Here is a 15,982-nt window from a genome sequence, read left to right on the forward strand (position 1 = left end):
CAGTATTTAACTTCTCCCCGACTCAAAATATTTTTACTTTCCCGGTAACAATATTACATTTGGTAAAGCTCAACGGAAACTATTTTCTTCACATGCATTCATCAATAAAGGACAAAGCTCTCCGGTGGTCTTATATCAGCATTTTCATCGGTCTGATTTTAATCTTTGCATCCCAATATTTTGCTTATAAAAATGTTCAGGACCTTTCACTGCACAATCAGGAAGTAAATGTTACCATAGGAATATTAAACCAAACAGCAAATTTCGGCTTATCCGTCAAGGATATTCAATCGAATATGCATGAGTTTGTCATTACCGGAAATGAAAAGCTGCTGGACGATACTTATTCTAAAAAAGTAAAACTTTTAGGAATGAGCGACACACTTTTCAATTTGGTAAAAAATGATAAAATACAAACCGAAAGAGTTAAAGAATTATTGAATATCTCTGGTAAAATTGTTGAGCGCACGCACTCTGTGATAACCGTATACCGAAATCAGGGAACTCAAAAAGCATTTGGTATGATACAAAGAGGGGATGGTTTGCGTCTGAACCAACTCCTGATGAATAAAATTCAAGCCATTGAGCAGGCGGAAAACAGATATCTTGATAAAGAGAGAATACTAATCCAGACAACCCAGAAAAAAACTACCCTGTTCATCATGGGAACCAGCATTTTTGGTTTTTTTCTCACGGTTCTTTCCATTGTCTCCCTGCTATGGAATCAGAAAAAACAACGACAGCTTCAACTTGAAATCAAACAAAAAGAACGGCTTCTTTATCAGTACATTGAAGCAATTCCTGATGGGGTTCTGGTACTTGATACCAACAAAGACATTGTACTATTGAACCAGTCTGGTAAAGAAATGCTTGGGTTAGACAAAGACAAACCACTTTCCGAGCAGATTAATAAAATCACATTGCTGGATCCGCTACGGTACAATATTCGGTTCACATCCGATACTTTGCCCGTAAGCGAAGCCCTTGATGGTATAAAATCGACTGGTAACAAAATTGATCTGCTCAAAAATAACACCCTCTACCATTTGGAAACCAGTGCCAGGCCGATCCTTGGCCTGGATGGAGAAATTACAAATGCCATAACTGTTTTCAGGGATATAACACAACGCGCCAATTACGAAACGGCACTGGAAAAAGCACGTTTGATCGCAGAAAAATCGGTTTTGGTGAAAGATATTTTCCTTTCTAACGTAAGTCACGAAATAAGAACCCCGCTGAATGCTATTATTGGCTTTACCAATTTACTCGAAGAACAGGTCAAGGATTTGAAAAGCAGTGATTATGTCAGTTACATTAAAATTGCAAGCAAGAATCTTCTCGACCTTATAAATGATATCCTTGATTTTTCTAAGATTGAGGCGGGACAGGTCATTCTGGATAAAACCAATACATCTATAACAGACCTTGTTAATTCTGTTTCGGTCATTATCAGTCAGCGGGCCGGAGAAAAAGGAATTGGTTATGAAAAAATCCTCTCCACAGCATTGCCACAAATGATTATTTCTGACAAATTGCGATTGACCCAAATTTTACTGAACGTATGTGGAAATGCGATAAAATTTACTGAAAAAGGCTCTGTAAAATTAATCGTTGAGCCAGTTTCAGATTTGAAAGACGATATTCAAATCATACGTTTTTCGATTATTGACAGTGGAATCGGCATTCCAGATGATAAAATAAATAAGATTTTTGAACGATTTGTGCAAGCCTCCGAAAGTACTACGCGGTTATTTGGCGGTACCGGGCTGGGTCTTAGTATTGTAAAATCGCTCGTTCACTTACTTGGAGGAACAATTCGTGTTGAAAGTATCCTTGGCACTGGAACAACTTTTATTCTGGAATTTCCTTTTGAAGTCGTTACGGACCTGACAGATATTGAAGTTACGGATGATACTTCATCGGTGATTGGTCCGATCGGTGATATCAGGGTTCTTGCTGCGGAAGACAATCTTTTGAACCAAAAACTGCTGGAAGCTATTTTTGAACGTATGTCGATTCCTTTGACTATTGTACATAACGGCCAGGAAGCTATTCATGAACTTGAAAAACGCGATTATGACCTTGTGCTGATGGATATTCAAATGCCAATTATGGATGGTTATACAGCGATTAAGAAAATTAGAAGTGATATTTCTCAAACCGTACCGATCATAACCATGACGGCCCATGCTATGGTTGGGGAAAAAGAAGAATGCCTGAGCATAGGCGCAAACAGTTATATTTCAAAACCTTTCCGGGAAAACGAATTGTTACATGCTATTTCAAATCTGACCGGTAAACAAAACCTTAATTACAAAGAAATGAATCCAGCCAATCTTAATGGTGAAAGTTCCCAGGATTCGGGACTACTGAACATGACCTACTTAAACGAGATCACTGGTGGTGACGAGGAGTTGAGAGATGAACTTATTTCGCTTTTTGAAAGTGATTTAGGAACTCAATCTGAGCTAATCGCCAAGGCAGAAGAATCAGGGGATAATGAAAAGTTGCGCCAGGTGGTGCACAAATTCCGGTCGTCTTTATTTTCTGTCGGGCTGCTTTCTACCGCAGATAAGTACAAAAAAATTGAAGGAGATTTGAAAAATAATATTCGGTCGGTGGATTTGAAAGAACAGTTAAGACAGCTCAAAATAGAAGCAGAAACTGGCTTAACCGAGCTTAAAAATCTGTAACAATTACAAACCGGAAGCCATTTTAGTTTTAATATCATCTAGAGCTTTTTTGATATCAGACTGAGTCATTGGCTGCCCTTTTGAAACAACAATGTAAATTTTTTGAGTAGAAGAAATGTTTAAAAGCGGATTTTCATCTAATAAGAGAATATCCGCTTTTTTGCCTTTTGCCAAACTTCCATATTCCTTTTTATTCAGGAAAAGTGCGGGATTAATGATGGATGCCTGCAAGGCCTGAAGCGGAGATAAACCTGCTGCGACCATCAGTTCAAGTTCTTTGTGCAAACCAATTCCGGAATAAGTAAATGAATTCAGGTAACCGGCATCCGTGCCCGCCATGATTTTCACACCTTCTTTTTGAAGCAACGGAAGCAGTGACTCTGATTTTTCAATCATTAATTTGCGAAAAGCAATCGCCTCTTTATCATCCTTACTAGTTCTGTCAATACGCATTTGATATGTTTTTTGAAGACCTTTTCCTATGTATTGAAGATAGGCGTCGTTCTGATGATTATCTTCATCCAAATGTGCCAAAAGATGTGGCAGCGAAAGTGTCGGCGTTAGATACATGTCATGTTTTGCCATATCTCCGTACACTTTCATAGCCGTTCTTTCGTCAAAATCCGCCAGAATCCGGTTATTCAATTCTCTTCCTTTCAATTTTCCTGATGCTGATAATTCAGCAATTTCTTTTTCATTTTTTGTCCCCGCACGAAGTACATAAGACATATGTTCAATGGAACTCAATCCGGCTGCCATCACATCCTGCATGGTAAGAGAAGATGGAATGTGTCCGGAAACCTTGTATCCTCTTTTTCTTGCCTGACGAACGGCTTCCAAAAATAATTCAGGTTTCATTGTATTATCGGTAATTTTCACAAAATCGACTTTCAAACCATCCAGTGAATCCAGTGCTTTCGGAATTTCCCCGGCTTTTGAAATTTCTATATCCCCGAGCCAAACCGATTTGTAACCTTCCAGTTTTGGACCCAAGGTAAAGATAGTCGGGCCGGAAAGTTTACCTGCATTAATTTCCTCGCGCCATTGCAAAACACTATTGCTGATATCGGCGGAAGCATCACGAACCGTCGTAATTCCATGCGCAAGAAATAACGGAAGCAGATTTTTATTTTCCTGAATCAAACCCTCACCGCCGCCAAAGTGCATATGCATATCCCAAAGTCCGGGTATTGCGAATTTCCCTTTTCCTGATATTGAAGTTTTTGCCTCAATATTTGCAGCCTTTCTTTTATTATAAATGCCTGTGATCACATCTTTTTCAACCGAAATAAATTGATGCGGAATCAATTTTCCTGTTTTGATATCAATAATCGTGACATCAGAAATGAGCAGATCTGTTTTTACCTTTTGGGCAAATGAAGAAAATGAAATTAATCCTGACAGGAAGATGATGAATATGTTTTTCATTGTAAATATTGGAATGAATATTTTTGCGCTTCTTTATCGTCGGCATACTAATGGCTGATCCTGTCAAATCCTAAAACATTCCATGATTTCGGGAATCTGAATTATATAATCAATTCTCAAAGTTGGTAGTATATAGCTACAAAGGACGAATATAAACATACACACAAAACAGGAATTTCTTTCGAATACGGTGACCTGATTTTTCCAGTTTCTGGTACTATTAGACAAATTGAAAAAAAAGAAGCTCTCCCTCTATATCGGGAAAGCTTCTTTCAAACTACTACTATACCAAATTTAACAAACACTTATTTTTAATGTACAGATGACGGATCAATCTTCGTTTTTCCTGGTCTTGTGATTAACACAAACGGCACACAAAATAGGAACAGTAATCCCAGGAAAAGAAATACGTCCATGTAAGATAGTACCGTGGCTTGCTTGTAAATACTATATTCAAGTACCTGGTAACCACTTTTTAATGCAATATCAGGTGCCATTCCTTTGCCCATAAAATTCCTTTGTAACCCTTCAACACGTTGTTGAACAACAGGATTGTTAATATCAAGCCGACTTACAAGGTCACTTCTGTGCTGCATATTTTGTCTTGCAATGTAAGTAGTAATTACCGCCACCCCGAACGATCCGCCAAGCTGACGCATCATACCGGTAAATGCAGCACCTTCACCAATTTCGCGGCCTTTCAAAGTTGATAATGCAAGCGTCGAAATAGGTACAAAAAGGAATCCTAAACCTGCTCCTCTGACGATCAGCATCCAGAAAAATGCATCTTTGCCGGTATCAGGTGTAAGAATATTATAACCCCAAAAACTGTAAACAAAAAATACAACCATTCCACCCGCAACCAAATATTGCTGTTTAACGCCGCGCTGAATGAGCTGCCCGACAATCGGCATACAGAAGGCTGTTACAAGTGCGGCCGGCACCATCAGCATACCTGATTGTGTGGCGGTCCAACCGAGTGTGGCCTGTGTGTAAAGGGGGATAATAAAGGTTGAACCGTAAAGACCAAATCCTAATACAAAGGAAAGAATAGTCCCAACCATCAGATTACTATTTTTAAGTACTCTCAGCGCTACAATTGGACTTTTGTAAGTTAACTCTCTCCATATGAAAAAGAAGAAACCCAATACTGCCGTTATACTGCATATAGTAATGATCTCGTCATTAAACCAGTCATCTTCCTGACCTTTTTCCAAAACATATTGTAAAGATCCTACGGCAAGTGCAAGAAGACCAATTCCCCACCAGTCAATTTCATTGGCTGATTTTTTCTCGGAATATTTCGGGCTGCGGATAAATTGCATCGTCAAAAGCGCTGCAATGATACCCAACGGAATATTGATATAAAAAATATAAGGCCAACTGTAATTATCCACGATATATCCACCAAGCGGAGGACCCAAAGTCGGACCAACAATAACCCCTAAACCATAGATAGCCTGCGCCATTCCGCGTTTTTCTGGTGGGTAACTTTCTGTGATCAACGTTTGGGCAGTAACAAGTAATGCACCACCACCAAAACCCTGGATCAATCGAAAAAATACAAGTTCCCAGATATTGTCAGAGTTTCCGCAAGAAAAAGAGGCTACCGTAAAAATGATAATAGATGCTGCAAAATAATTACGACGGCCAAATTGTTGTGAGAGCCAGCTTGTCATCGGAACAATGATCACGTTACCGATGGCATAAGCGGTGATTACCCAGCTCACTTCTGAAAGTGTTCCACCCAAATTCCCACGCATGTCATTCAAAGCCACGTTCACGATTGTCGTATCGACAATTTCCAAAAGCGCACACATTACGGCTGTGATTGTAATGATAACCCGTCGAAAGCCGTATTCTACCAGGGATGGTTGTAATTCCATATGCTTGTTAATTTATTGATGAGAAGATTTTCTGGTGAGTTTGCCGGGCAAACTCACCAATTAAATTTCTGCATCTTAATCCAGCTCAACATCTACAAACACATTCATTCCAGGGCGCAGACGTTGAATAAATTCATCTTTGCTTTCCTTAAATTCGATACGGATCGGCAAGCGCTGAACAACTTTTACAAAGTTCCCACTTGCATTATCAGGAGGCAAAAGTGCAAAACGAGCTCCTGTTGCAGGAGAAAATGACGCCACTTTTGCTTCAAAAACGTGATCAGGATAAGCGTCAATATGAATTTTAACGTTCTGTCCAAGTTTCATTTTTGTAAGCTGCGTTTCTTTAAAGTTTGCAACAACCCACGGCTGAGAGTTCGCTATGATACTGAAAAGAGATTGTCCTGCCTGTAAATATTGTCCTAACTGCGCATTCACTTTTGAAACGTGTCCGTCTGTGGGTGCTGTGATAATGGTATATGACAAATTCAGTTTTGCATTGTCAATATCAGCCTGACGTGCTTTAATGGTTGCATTAACTACACCCGTCTGACGAGAAGTTGCTGCTGTTTGAGAAGTTGCAGCCTTTGCCTGACGTTGCGCCGCATTTTTCTGAGAAATAAGAACTTGTAACTGACGTTCGGCTGTTTGTTTGGCTGCCAAAGCCTGCTCGTATTCCTGCTGTGTAATGGAATGGTCTTTAATCAGGTTTTCGTAACGAACCAAATCCTGGCTGGTTCTCCATACACTTACTTTTGCCTGCTCAATTTGTGCTTCGGCAACTTCCACATTCGCAACATATGTACTGCCCGATGCAACGGATGCCGATGTAGTAGCATTTGCAACAACCAGATTTCCCTGAGAAGCATACAAATTAGCTTCTGCCTGTTCAAGTTTAATTTGTTGGTCACGATTGTCAAGTACAATCAGCGTATCTCCTTTGTGTACCAGCTGATTATCTTTTACTTTAATTTCGGTAATGTATCCCGAAATACGTGGAATTACCGGACTGATATCTGCATCTATCTGTGCATCATCAGTTTCTTCATGGTGTAATCCGTGGTTGTATTTTGTGTAGCCCCAGGTTCCTCCTACAATAACAAGAACTGCCAGGATGATCGGGAAAGTGTAACTTTTCTTTTTAGGTGCTGGTTCGTTTGCAACGCCTGCTGTTTGATTGGTATCCATAATCTTTGGAATAATATAATGTTAGAAAGTGCGAAGGAGCTGGCAAGATCCACCGCTGTTAAAAATTGGTTAGTTAATAACGCCGGCTGTTTGTTCAAGCTTTTTGTAAGCTACGATCGCATCCGCTTTTGCAGCAGCATAGTTAATTTTAGACTGAACCTGAGCCACATCCGCGTCCAGTAACTCAGTGGTTGTAACCAAACTGTTGTCATATTTATTTTTCGTGATCCGGTAATTTTCATTGGCCTGCTCCACTGCTTTCTGATAAACTTCAATCTTCTTTTTACTCAACACGTAATTGTAATAGGCAGTATTTATGTCCAGATGCACACGGTCAAGTAAAATTTCTTCATTGGTTTTAAGCTGGTAAAGTCTTGTTTTGGCTTCTTCAATCTTCGCACCTGTTTTCCAAAGAGAAGCCAGATTATAGCTCACTCCGATTCCCGCATTAAATGCATTCGGAACCGTTACAAAACCAGGAATACTTAAAGCAACATAACCGCCCGTTAAAGCGACACTTGGATATAGATCAGCCTTGGCTACGTGAATATCCGAACCGGCAGCTTTTTGACGAATCGCGATTGCAGCCATATCTTTCCGATGCGTCAGTGCTGTTTGTTCCCAATCCATTGCATTTCCCGCTTCTTTCAATATTTCAAAACTTGCAGAATCAGCCGCAAGCTGAGTTTGTTCAGGCAAACCAAGAATCAGGTTCATATTAATGGTAGTGATTTTGAGATCATTCTCAGCATCCATTAATGTCAACTGCACATTAGATTCCTGCAATGTTGCTTTCAATAAATCGTTTCGGGCGATGATACCGTTTTTTTCACGATTTGTGAATTCTGTAACACGTTCATGTTCACGGACCAGGTTTTCCGCAACCAGATCAACCGATTTTTTCGCTTTATAAAGATTACTGTATGCCATAATCGCATTCTGAATCACAGCCTGACGATCGGTTTCTGCATCCAGTTTTGATGCCTCCTGCAAATATTTGGCTGATTCAAGACTGTATTTATATCGAAAACCAGAGAAAAGAGGCACAGAAGCACTCGCCATTCCATACATAACCTGATTGACATGCACGGAACTTCCTGAGCCTGATGAATCACTTGAACTGCTTGATTTTAAATTAATGTTAGGCGAGTTAACTCTTAAATAAGAAGCCGAAACACTAAAACTTGGCAATTGGTTGTCCTTGATCTGACGGATATTAAGTCCCGCCATATCAACATTCGACTGACTTAATTTCAATTGTTTACTATTTTTCAGACTAAGCTCTACGGCTTCTTCCAGGGTAATATTCCGGGTCTGGCCGAAGGAATGGGAAGCGATCAGGATTAAACCGACCGCCACAAAAGCCATTCTTCTACTACTCGATGGTCTCATATGCTACTGTTGCTTTAAAGATACTTTTTAAGTGTTTGCTCAATTTTTGTTTAAGGGATTTGTCAAATTCTTCCTGCCCCAATGATTCCAGGTTATTTATTTTTCTGTAAAAAGATTGTGTGGTAAGAAAATGATTGACCGTTCCGTAAAGTGTGGCTGAAAACAGTGTTACATCAATATCATTTTTGAAATGCCCTTTCTGCTGTCCTTCACGAAGAATGCTGTTGATTCCATCCCAGTTTTTAACTTTCAGCTCAAAAATCAAATCCGAGATCACCTGTGTACGTTCTTCGCCAGAGAGTTGCTCGCGCAGCATAATGTTATGAAAACATTGGTTTCCTAAAAGTCTTTCAATGACACCGTCAATTAAAATATAAATTTTTTGAAGTGGTGTAAGATCCTCATTCGAAACAATGTTTTCCATTCTCTCTGCCGATTCAACAATACGTACCTCAAAAAGTGCCTCGATCAACTTCTCCTTTGAACCGAAATAATATGAAATCATCGAAACATTAATATCGGCCTCATGCGCGATATCACGAATTGAAGTCCCCGAAAAGCCCTTAGCCGCAAAAAGCCTCTCCGCTACCTGAATAATCTGTAATTGTTTTGCGTTGTATTCCATGTCATCTGATCATCAGCATATTAATGATTAAATTCAATTCTGTGCTGATTGAAGTACAAATGTAATATAAGAAAAATTATAAATCAAACGTTTGTTTAATTTATCAAAACAAACGTTTGATTTATTCAACCATTCATAGGATAAGTACCATTAAATTTAGATTAAAAACACAAGCAGGCTTACATCAGATTCAGGGAGTATAAGAATCTGATCTTTACACTTTTTGACGATAAAAAGTGAATTTAAAGATACAGCATGTAATGCGCCAAAATGGGTACAAGAAATATATTTTTATTCAATATTTATTACGTACACTGAGCTATGACCAGATGTACAATCGAATAATTAAAACAGATTTTGACTATTCCACATAACAAAAGGCAGCTGGTTAAAAATGCTATTTAATCCTGCCAGGATTTTCACTTACAAAAGCTCCCCAACCCCCTTTTTTTGATTTTTTACTTCCAGAAGATGAAGCTGCTGCCGCAGGCGAGTTTGCATGATAATGATGGCAAATTGCTATGGCAATTCCATCAGTGGCATCCATAAATTCTTTACTCAGTTCCATCTTCAGGATTTTTTCAAGCATATAGGCCACCTGCTCTTTCGATGCTGCACCACTTCCGGTCACCGATTGCTTCACTTTTTTAGGTGAATATTCAACAATAGGTATATCCCGCGCCAAGGCAGCGGCCATGGCAACACCTTGTGCACGCCCCAGTTTCAGCATCGACTGCGGATTTTTCCCATAAAAAGGATCTTCAATAGCCATCTCGTCCGGCAGGTAATCGTCGATCAATTGCGAGATACGTTCAAAGATTTTCTTCAACTTCAACTCGTGCGTAGTATATTTGCTGAGATGAATCACACCATATTGAACCAGCGTAATCTGTTGTCCCTTTACCGATATTACCCCATAGCCCATCACTTGTGTTCCGGGATCAACTCCAATAATCACCTTTTCGGTAGCGTCCGCCTGCTGCATTTGTATCATGGTGCAAGATAAGCAACTCTCTTCTCCAAAAGAAAAAACAACTTGGAGAAAGCTTTTTTGGGTGGCCAAGCTTGTGGTGACGTTATTGATTGTCAGCTACATTTACCACACTTTTGAAAATGAACAAAAAGGTATTCAGGATATTGGTTTGGTGTATAAGACCATTTTCGTTCGAAATCATGTTTTAATTATCTCTATTATATTAATATTAGTACCAGTAAACTGGGCATTGGAAAGTCTGAAATGGCAGCGATTGGCCAGAAAAGCAGTGCCGGTTACATTTTGGGAAGCATTTCAGGGGACACTTACCGGATTGGCCATTGGTGTGGCAGCACCAGCGCAACTCGGGGATACAATCGGAAGAGTAGCATCACTCCGCTCCCACGATCGGCTGAAAGCGATTGGTGCAGCCCTGGTTTCCAATGGTATCCAGTTTTATGTTTCTATTATTGGAGGCGGAATTGGTTTGCTCTGGGTGGGCGAAAAACTCGGTCTTGATCCTTTTTCCAGAACCGTACTAAACTCGCTTCTGATTATTTTGATCGCACTTGCACTTATAATTGTTTCACGTCGCCGAAAGTTAACAGGCTGGAAATCTGAAAAAGTTTTCTTGTCTAAAATGCTATCGTATTTTCAGATTATCGGTCAGTATAGTGCAGAAGATCTGGCCATAGCAACCTTGTACGGATCACTGCGTTATTTTGTTTTCTTATCCCAGTTTGTCCTGGTATTATCTCTTTTCGATTTTGGATTAAACTATACGGATCTTTCTGCCTGCACGGCACTTATTTTTCTGGCCAAAACACTTATCCCGGCGGTTAACGTTTTGGGAGATTTAGGGCTTAGAGAATTCACAGCGTTATTCGTTTTTAAACAATATAATTTACCAGCCGAACAAATTATCGCAGCCACTTTTCTGGTCTGGGTTATAAACGTTCTCGGCCCTATACTCATTGGAATTTTCCTACTTTGGAAATATAAATTGAAAAGCCTGAAATAGGCAGTTAAATGTCCTGACTTAATATTTATACAAATGATTGAACACTACGTAGCACCGTGGATGGTGCCTGTTTTATGGATTTTAATATGCAGTTACGGCATTTTCACAATCCTATTATGCATACTCTGGAATTCCTTGCCTTCGGTCAATAAAAAACAAAGCAATACGTCCAACTTTCTTTCGGTGATCATTCCCGTACGTAACGAGCAGGAATCAATTGAAAGCCTTTTAAATGATCTTGAAAAGCAAAGTTTTCCAAACGAACGATTTGAGGTCCTGGTGGTAGACGACGGATCAACGGATCGGACAGCCGCGATTGTCAAAAGACTGAGTGCCCATTCGACTTGTACCATTTCCCTAATCTCACTCACCAATACCCCAACGACTTCACCAAAAAAACGAGCAATTGAAACTGCAATAATTCAGGCGAAGGGAAATATTATCGTTACCACGGACGGCGATTGTCGTGTGAAACCCCAATGGCTTCAGGCAATATCTGATTGCCAGATGTCCACCAAAGCAAAATTGATCAGCGGGCCTGTTACTTTTTTCAAGGAAACTTCATTCACAGATTATTTGCAGACTGTGGAATTCTCCAGTCTGATCGGCAGCGGAGCAAGTGCTATTGCAGCAGGTTTTCCTTCACTTTGCAATGGAGCAAACCTGGCTTACGAGAAAAGTGCGTTTTTAGCTGTAGACGGTTATGATGGTGTGAGACATATTGCTTCGGGCGATGATGAATTTTTAATGCATAAAATTGCCGCCAAATATCCGGGAAGTGTCAAATTTTTGAAAAATCCGGAAGCCGTTGTATCAACAAAAGCACATAAAGATTGGTCACTATTTTTCAGACAACGAAAACGATGGGCTAGCAAGTGGAAACACTACCAAAGCAAGACGCCATTGATACTCGCGCTTTATGTATTTTCATGTAATCTTTCCGTGATTCTTTCCGCGTTTTTGTGGGTATCCGGAAACCTCGACACGCAGAATTTTTGTATTTTACTTTTGATCAAATGTGCCCCGGAATGGTTATTTTTAGGTACAGTTCTACAATTTCTTAGAAAATCTGTGTCCATTTTCTTCATACCGTTTACTCAAATCCTCTACCCTTTCTATGTATGTTTTTTTGGTTTAATTGCACAAAAACCAGAATACGAATGGAAAGGTCGAAAACTGATCTGATTTTAATAAATATCACCTCGCATAATCTAATCAGGCATGGTTTTCGTAAATACTATTCGTACAGAGAAGTACAGGGTCTGGTAACGCCCTTTTTCTGACAAACTAACCATCATGAAACAATATGAAAAGTCTTTTCTCATTCTCAAAACGTTGCCTGGATGCAATCCTGTGGTCCCTTGGATTATCTTCGGTGGTACTTATTTTAATGCTCGGTTTTTATATATGCTGGACAAAACCGCTATCAAAATCCGGAAATTTCGAATTAGCTGAAAAACCCGTAAAAGAAAAACAGATTCAGTCTTTTCAGAAAACACCTTTACCTGTTTTGGACAAACGTTCGGTTTACGCCGGGATGTAAAAGCTTCCAGGTAAATTACCTTTAAATTAAGTGCTAAGACATACTAATAATTAGCCTTAAATCTCCTCTCTCCTTTTTTTAATTCAAATATTATTGTCTTAGATTGTCTCTTGAAAGCGCCTGAGTTTTCGAGGTTGTTGGCCATATATTTTCACAAAATTTCTAAAACAGGTTTGTTTTTTTTATCGATTTTTTCTACAAAAATTAATCCTTAAATATTTTATAAAATTGTCGAATAATATCGATTGATTCTTGACATTGATTTTACGATTGAGTAAGTTTAACAACCTAATTTACTCATCCTTAACTTCATGTTATGAGAGAGCACAGAAATACTTCGCTATCAAATCCTGGTGACTCTACTCCCAGTAACCTCGCTCAAACAGGTAAGACATACGCATGGAAGCCAAAAGATGATATTCGTATCAGGGAGCTAGCTAAGTGTATAAATTTCGTATCTCATCCGATATGTCACGATCTTTCCTTGATTGATCCTGATTGTTTACGGCATTTTGAAGTTATTGATTACTAATGATTTGTTAAACCGGATTTATAAACGGTTTTTGTCCCTACCTTCTGTTTTGGATCCTGACGCTCATTGCCTTTTCATTATTATAAAGTAAACGCACTAGCCCTTGTCATTATAGACTGAAAAAATTAATTTATTATTAGAATATCGGTCATTTTCACTAATCTTTGCTGCTGTTATTTGAATTTCATAGCTTTATAGCATGATAATCAGTGAGTCAATCGAAGATTTTTACAAGTCGCACCCTACCGCCAAACCTCTTTCGGCGGATCACAATAATGCAGCAAAACCGCAAGGACACTTCAATGTATTTTCACGGAAATTTTGTAATCGATATAATGCGTACAGCCGCAGGGACTATTACAAGATCTCTCTGATCATCGGCAAAGGAAAATTGCTTTATGGAGATACCGAAATTGAGATAAACCAAAACGCACTTGTCTTCTTTAACAGAAATGTTCCTTATTCATGGGAAAATATTTCGGAAAACCAGTCCGGATATTTTTGTCTTTTCAATGACGAGTTTTTGAATGGAATGAGGCATACGAAAAGTGTTATGGATTCACCCATTTCTAAAATTGATACAATTCCTGTATTTTTCATAACAGAACAACAGGAAAAGTATCTTTTGGACTTATATCAAAAAATATGCGCTGAGGTTGAGTCTAACTACGTTTACAAATATGACCTTATCAGAAACTATGTGAACCTGATCATTCACGAAGCTGTTAAAATGCAAGCTTCGGAAATCAGCGACAGCCATGTGAACGGTTCGAGCCGGATTACATCTTATTTTTTCGAGCTGATGGACAGACAGTTTCCGATAGACTCTCCCGAACACAAATTACAGCTTCGCACAGCCAAAGATTATGCACAAAGGTTATCCGTGCACATCAACCACCTGAACCGCGCACTAAAAGAAGTAACCGGAAAAACTACAACCGAACACATTACCCAGAGGTTGATACAGGAATCTAAACTATTATTAAAAAATTCTAACTGGACAATTTCTGAAATAGCTTATTGCCTGGGATTCGAATACTCAGAGTACTTCAATAATCTTTTCAAGAAACAAACCGGAATAACACCAAATTCATTTCGAAAATGAATGTTTGAATTTTACAGTTTATTGTTTGAAATAGATAGTAATAAGTGCTTTGCCCTATCGTATTTTTGTAACATTAGAATACAAGTTTAGAAAATGGTTAAAATGAAATTAAATTTCGCCCTGAGTCCGTATCAGACTTCAATAATCTTCTGTAATTTTTACTATTTGCCCAACTTGATAAAATATAAAAAATTTTTATTTCTTGTCATACTGAGTTTTTTGCTTTCTGAAACAAAAACCAGATCCCAGGCACTTACACTTTCTGACGCCATTTCGACCGCCAAAAGCAATTATGGCACACTCAAAGCAAAAGCGAATTATATCAACGCCTCCAAAGCAACCGTTCGCCAGACCGAAAAAGATTACTTACCTAACCTTAACCTTTCTCTTCAGCAGGATTATGGAACTGTAAATGGGCAGAATGGCCCATTATATGGTTTGGGAGGACTTGGGGTTGCATCGTCCGGTTTGCCGCTAAGCAGCCAAAACTGGAATTCAGCATTCGGTGCGATGTATCTTACCAATGTCAACTGGGATTTTTTTGCTTTCGGGCGGGCGCGGGAAAAAATAAACGTCGCCAAATCCACCGTGGTTCGTGATCAGAGTGATCTTGATCAGGAATTATTTCAACACGAAATTCGTGTCGCAGCTGCTTACCTGAATTTACTGGCAGCACAAAGACTGATAAAATCGTGGCAAAATAATCTTGTTCGCGCAAGTGCTTTGAAAAATGTAGTAGTTATAAAAGCAAAAAACGGATTGATCGCCGGTGTGGATTCCTCACTTGCCAATGCGGAAGTTTCCAGTGCCAAAATCGCGATTACCCGTGCACGGGATTTCGAACAGGAACAAGCAAACCGATTGGCCGTTTTGATGGGTGTTGAACAACAGGCGTTTATTTTGGACACAGTTTTCATTACCAAAATCCCTATTTCTTTCAGCGACTCCATCACCAGTTCAAGTCCTGACCATCCGCTATTAAAGTATTATTCCAATCGTATTTCGCTTAGCAACCAACAGGCAAAATATTACCAGACGCTCAGTTATCCGACATTTTCAGCTTTTGGTGTTTTTCAAACAAGAGGTTCTGGTTTTAATTCTAATTACGCAAGCGATCAGCATTCCTACACGCAGAATTTTTATGATGGCGTAAAACCCGTTCGCTCTAATTATCTTTTTGGCTTAGGTGTCGTGTGGAACATGACCAGTATTCTCCGCGTCCGCAATCAGGTTTTGGCGCAAAAGTTTGTTTCCAACGCCATGCAGAATGAGTACGATCTGATTGATCAGCAATTAAAAAACCAGCTTCTTTTATCCAATAACAAGATAAAAAATGCACTGGATAATTATCAGGAAGCACCGATCCAGATTAAATCTGCCTCGGATGCGTTTATCCAGAAAAGTACACTGTATAAAAACGGGCTCAGTAATATAGTAGATCTCACACAGGCCTTATACATTTTGAACCGTGCAGAAACCGACAGAGATATCGCATTTAGTAACGTTTGGCAAGCGCTTTTGTTAAAAGCCGCCGCCGCAGGAGATTTTAGTTTATTTACCAGCAGCTTTTAGAATTTGTTATAATTAGGGAAAGCC

General features: G+C 39.3%; 12 protein-coding genes. 6 read left to right on the forward strand and 6 right to left on the reverse strand.

The window, feature by feature from the left end:
* The first annotated feature begins 92 nt into the window (after nt 1-92).
* Complete coding sequence (locus FZF08_RS18180) at nt 93-2,693, forward strand: ATP-binding protein (RefSeq protein ID WP_159471324.1); 2,601 nt, start codon at nt 93-95, stop codon at nt 2,691-2,693.
* A 3-nt stretch (nt 2,694-2,696) separates the two neighbouring features.
* Here FZF08_RS18180 and FZF08_RS18185 read toward each other — a convergent pair whose 3' ends face one another.
* The 6 genes from FZF08_RS18185 to ruvC all read right to left on the reverse strand — a co-directional run bounded on the left by FZF08_RS18185 (nt 2,697) and on the right by ruvC (nt 10,197).
* A complete protein-coding gene (locus tag FZF08_RS18185; RefSeq protein WP_159471326.1) occupies nt 2,697-4,121 on the reverse strand; it encodes an amidohydrolase family protein in 1,425 nt (474 codons plus the stop codon).
* A 311-nt stretch (nt 4,122-4,432) separates the two neighbouring features.
* The gene (locus FZF08_RS18190) at nt 4,433-6,007 is read right to left on the reverse strand and encodes a DHA2 family efflux MFS transporter permease subunit (protein ID WP_159471328.1); all 1,575 of its coding nucleotides are present in this window, start codon (nt 6,005-6,007) and stop codon (nt 4,433-4,435) included.
* Nucleotides 6,008-6,082: 75 nt separating this feature from the next.
* Nucleotides 6,083-7,195 carry an HlyD family secretion protein gene (locus FZF08_RS18195; RefSeq protein ID WP_159471330.1) on the reverse strand — a complete coding sequence of 371 codons (1,113 nt, stop codon included), beginning with the start codon at nt 7,193-7,195 and terminating at the stop codon, nt 6,083-6,085.
* A 69-nt stretch (nt 7,196-7,264) separates the two neighbouring features.
* The gene (locus FZF08_RS18200) at nt 7,265-8,587 is read right to left on the reverse strand and encodes a TolC family protein (protein WP_229216589.1); all 1,323 of its coding nucleotides are present in this window, start codon (nt 8,585-8,587) and stop codon (nt 7,265-7,267) included.
* Nucleotides 8,571-9,212 (reverse strand): TetR/AcrR family transcriptional regulator, encoded by a 642-nt coding sequence (locus FZF08_RS18205; protein ID WP_159471332.1) that lies wholly within the window; start codon nt 9,210-9,212, stop codon nt 8,571-8,573. Before FZF08_RS18205 ends, FZF08_RS18200 begins: the two co-directional genes overlap by 17 nt.
* Nucleotides 9,213-9,609: 397 nt before the next feature.
* Nucleotides 9,610-10,197 (reverse strand): crossover junction endodeoxyribonuclease RuvC, encoded by a 588-nt coding sequence (ruvC, locus tag FZF08_RS18210; RefSeq protein ID WP_159471754.1) that lies wholly within the window; start codon nt 10,195-10,197, stop codon nt 9,610-9,612.
* Between the two features lie 7 nt (nt 10,198-10,204).
* Here ruvC and FZF08_RS18215 point away from each other — a divergent pair, with 7 nt between their 5' ends.
* From FZF08_RS18215 to FZF08_RS18235, 5 genes are all read left to right on the forward strand, one after another.
* A complete protein-coding gene (locus FZF08_RS18215) occupies nt 10,205-11,206 on the forward strand; it encodes a lysylphosphatidylglycerol synthase domain-containing protein (protein ID WP_159471334.1) in 1,002 nt (333 codons plus the stop codon).
* Between the two features lie 33 nt (nt 11,207-11,239).
* Entirely contained in the window at nt 11,240-12,391 is a 1,152-nt protein-coding gene (locus FZF08_RS18220) for a glycosyltransferase (RefSeq protein ID WP_200837124.1), read from the forward strand.
* A 121-nt stretch (nt 12,392-12,512) separates the two neighbouring features.
* Nucleotides 12,513-12,749 carry a hypothetical protein gene (locus FZF08_RS18225; RefSeq protein ID WP_159471336.1) on the forward strand — a complete coding sequence of 79 codons (237 nt, stop codon included), beginning with the start codon at nt 12,513-12,515 and terminating at the stop codon, nt 12,747-12,749.
* A gap of 731 nt (nt 12,750-13,480) precedes the next feature.
* Nucleotides 13,481-14,386, forward strand: coding sequence for an AraC family transcriptional regulator (locus FZF08_RS18230; RefSeq protein WP_159471338.1), 906 nt, complete (start codon nt 13,481-13,483; stop codon nt 14,384-14,386).
* Between the two features lie 219 nt (nt 14,387-14,605).
* Nucleotides 14,606-15,958: a TolC family protein gene (locus FZF08_RS18235; RefSeq protein WP_229216590.1), complete on the forward strand. Its 1,353-nt coding sequence runs from the start codon at nt 14,606-14,608 to the stop codon at nt 15,956-15,958.
* Nucleotides 15,959-15,982 lie beyond the last annotated feature (24 nt).

Origin of the sequence: Dyadobacter sp. 3J3 (assembly GCF_009801115.1) — a bacterium.
Taxonomy (GTDB): Bacteria; Bacteroidota; Bacteroidia; order Cytophagales; family Spirosomataceae; genus Dyadobacter.

What these genes read in the sequence shown, in the direction of transcription:
- FZF08_RS18180 (WP_159471324.1), top strand. Translation starts at nt 93, where the DNA reads ATGCATTCATCAATAAAGGACAAAGCTCTCCGGTGGTCTTATATCAGC.
- FZF08_RS18185 (WP_159471326.1), bottom strand. Translation starts at nt 4,121, where the DNA reads ATGAAAAACATATTCATCATCTTCCTGTCAGGATTAATTTCATTTTCT.
- FZF08_RS18190 (WP_159471328.1), bottom strand. Translation starts at nt 6,007, where the DNA reads ATGGAATTACAACCATCCCTGGTAGAATACGGCTTTCGACGGGTTATC.
- FZF08_RS18195 (WP_159471330.1), bottom strand. Translation starts at nt 7,195, where the DNA reads ATGGATACCAATCAAACAGCAGGCGTTGCAAACGAACCAGCACCTAAA.
- FZF08_RS18200 (WP_229216589.1), bottom strand. Translation starts at nt 8,587, where the DNA reads ATGAGACCATCGAGTAGTAGAAGAATGGCTTTTGTGGCGGTCGGTTTA.
- FZF08_RS18205 (WP_159471332.1), bottom strand. Translation starts at nt 9,212, where the DNA reads ATGGAATACAACGCAAAACAATTACAGATTATTCAGGTAGCGGAGAGG.
- ruvC (WP_159471754.1), bottom strand. Translation starts at nt 10,197, where the DNA reads ATGCAGCAGGCGGACGCTACCGAAAAGGTGATTATTGGAGTTGATCCC.
- FZF08_RS18215 (WP_159471334.1), top strand. Translation starts at nt 10,205, where the DNA reads ATGGTGCAAGATAAGCAACTCTCTTCTCCAAAAGAAAAAACAACTTGG.
- FZF08_RS18220 (WP_200837124.1), top strand. Translation starts at nt 11,240, where the DNA reads ATGATTGAACACTACGTAGCACCGTGGATGGTGCCTGTTTTATGGATT.
- FZF08_RS18225 (WP_159471336.1), top strand. Translation starts at nt 12,513, where the DNA reads ATGAAAAGTCTTTTCTCATTCTCAAAACGTTGCCTGGATGCAATCCTG.
- FZF08_RS18230 (WP_159471338.1), top strand. Translation starts at nt 13,481, where the DNA reads ATGATAATCAGTGAGTCAATCGAAGATTTTTACAAGTCGCACCCTACC.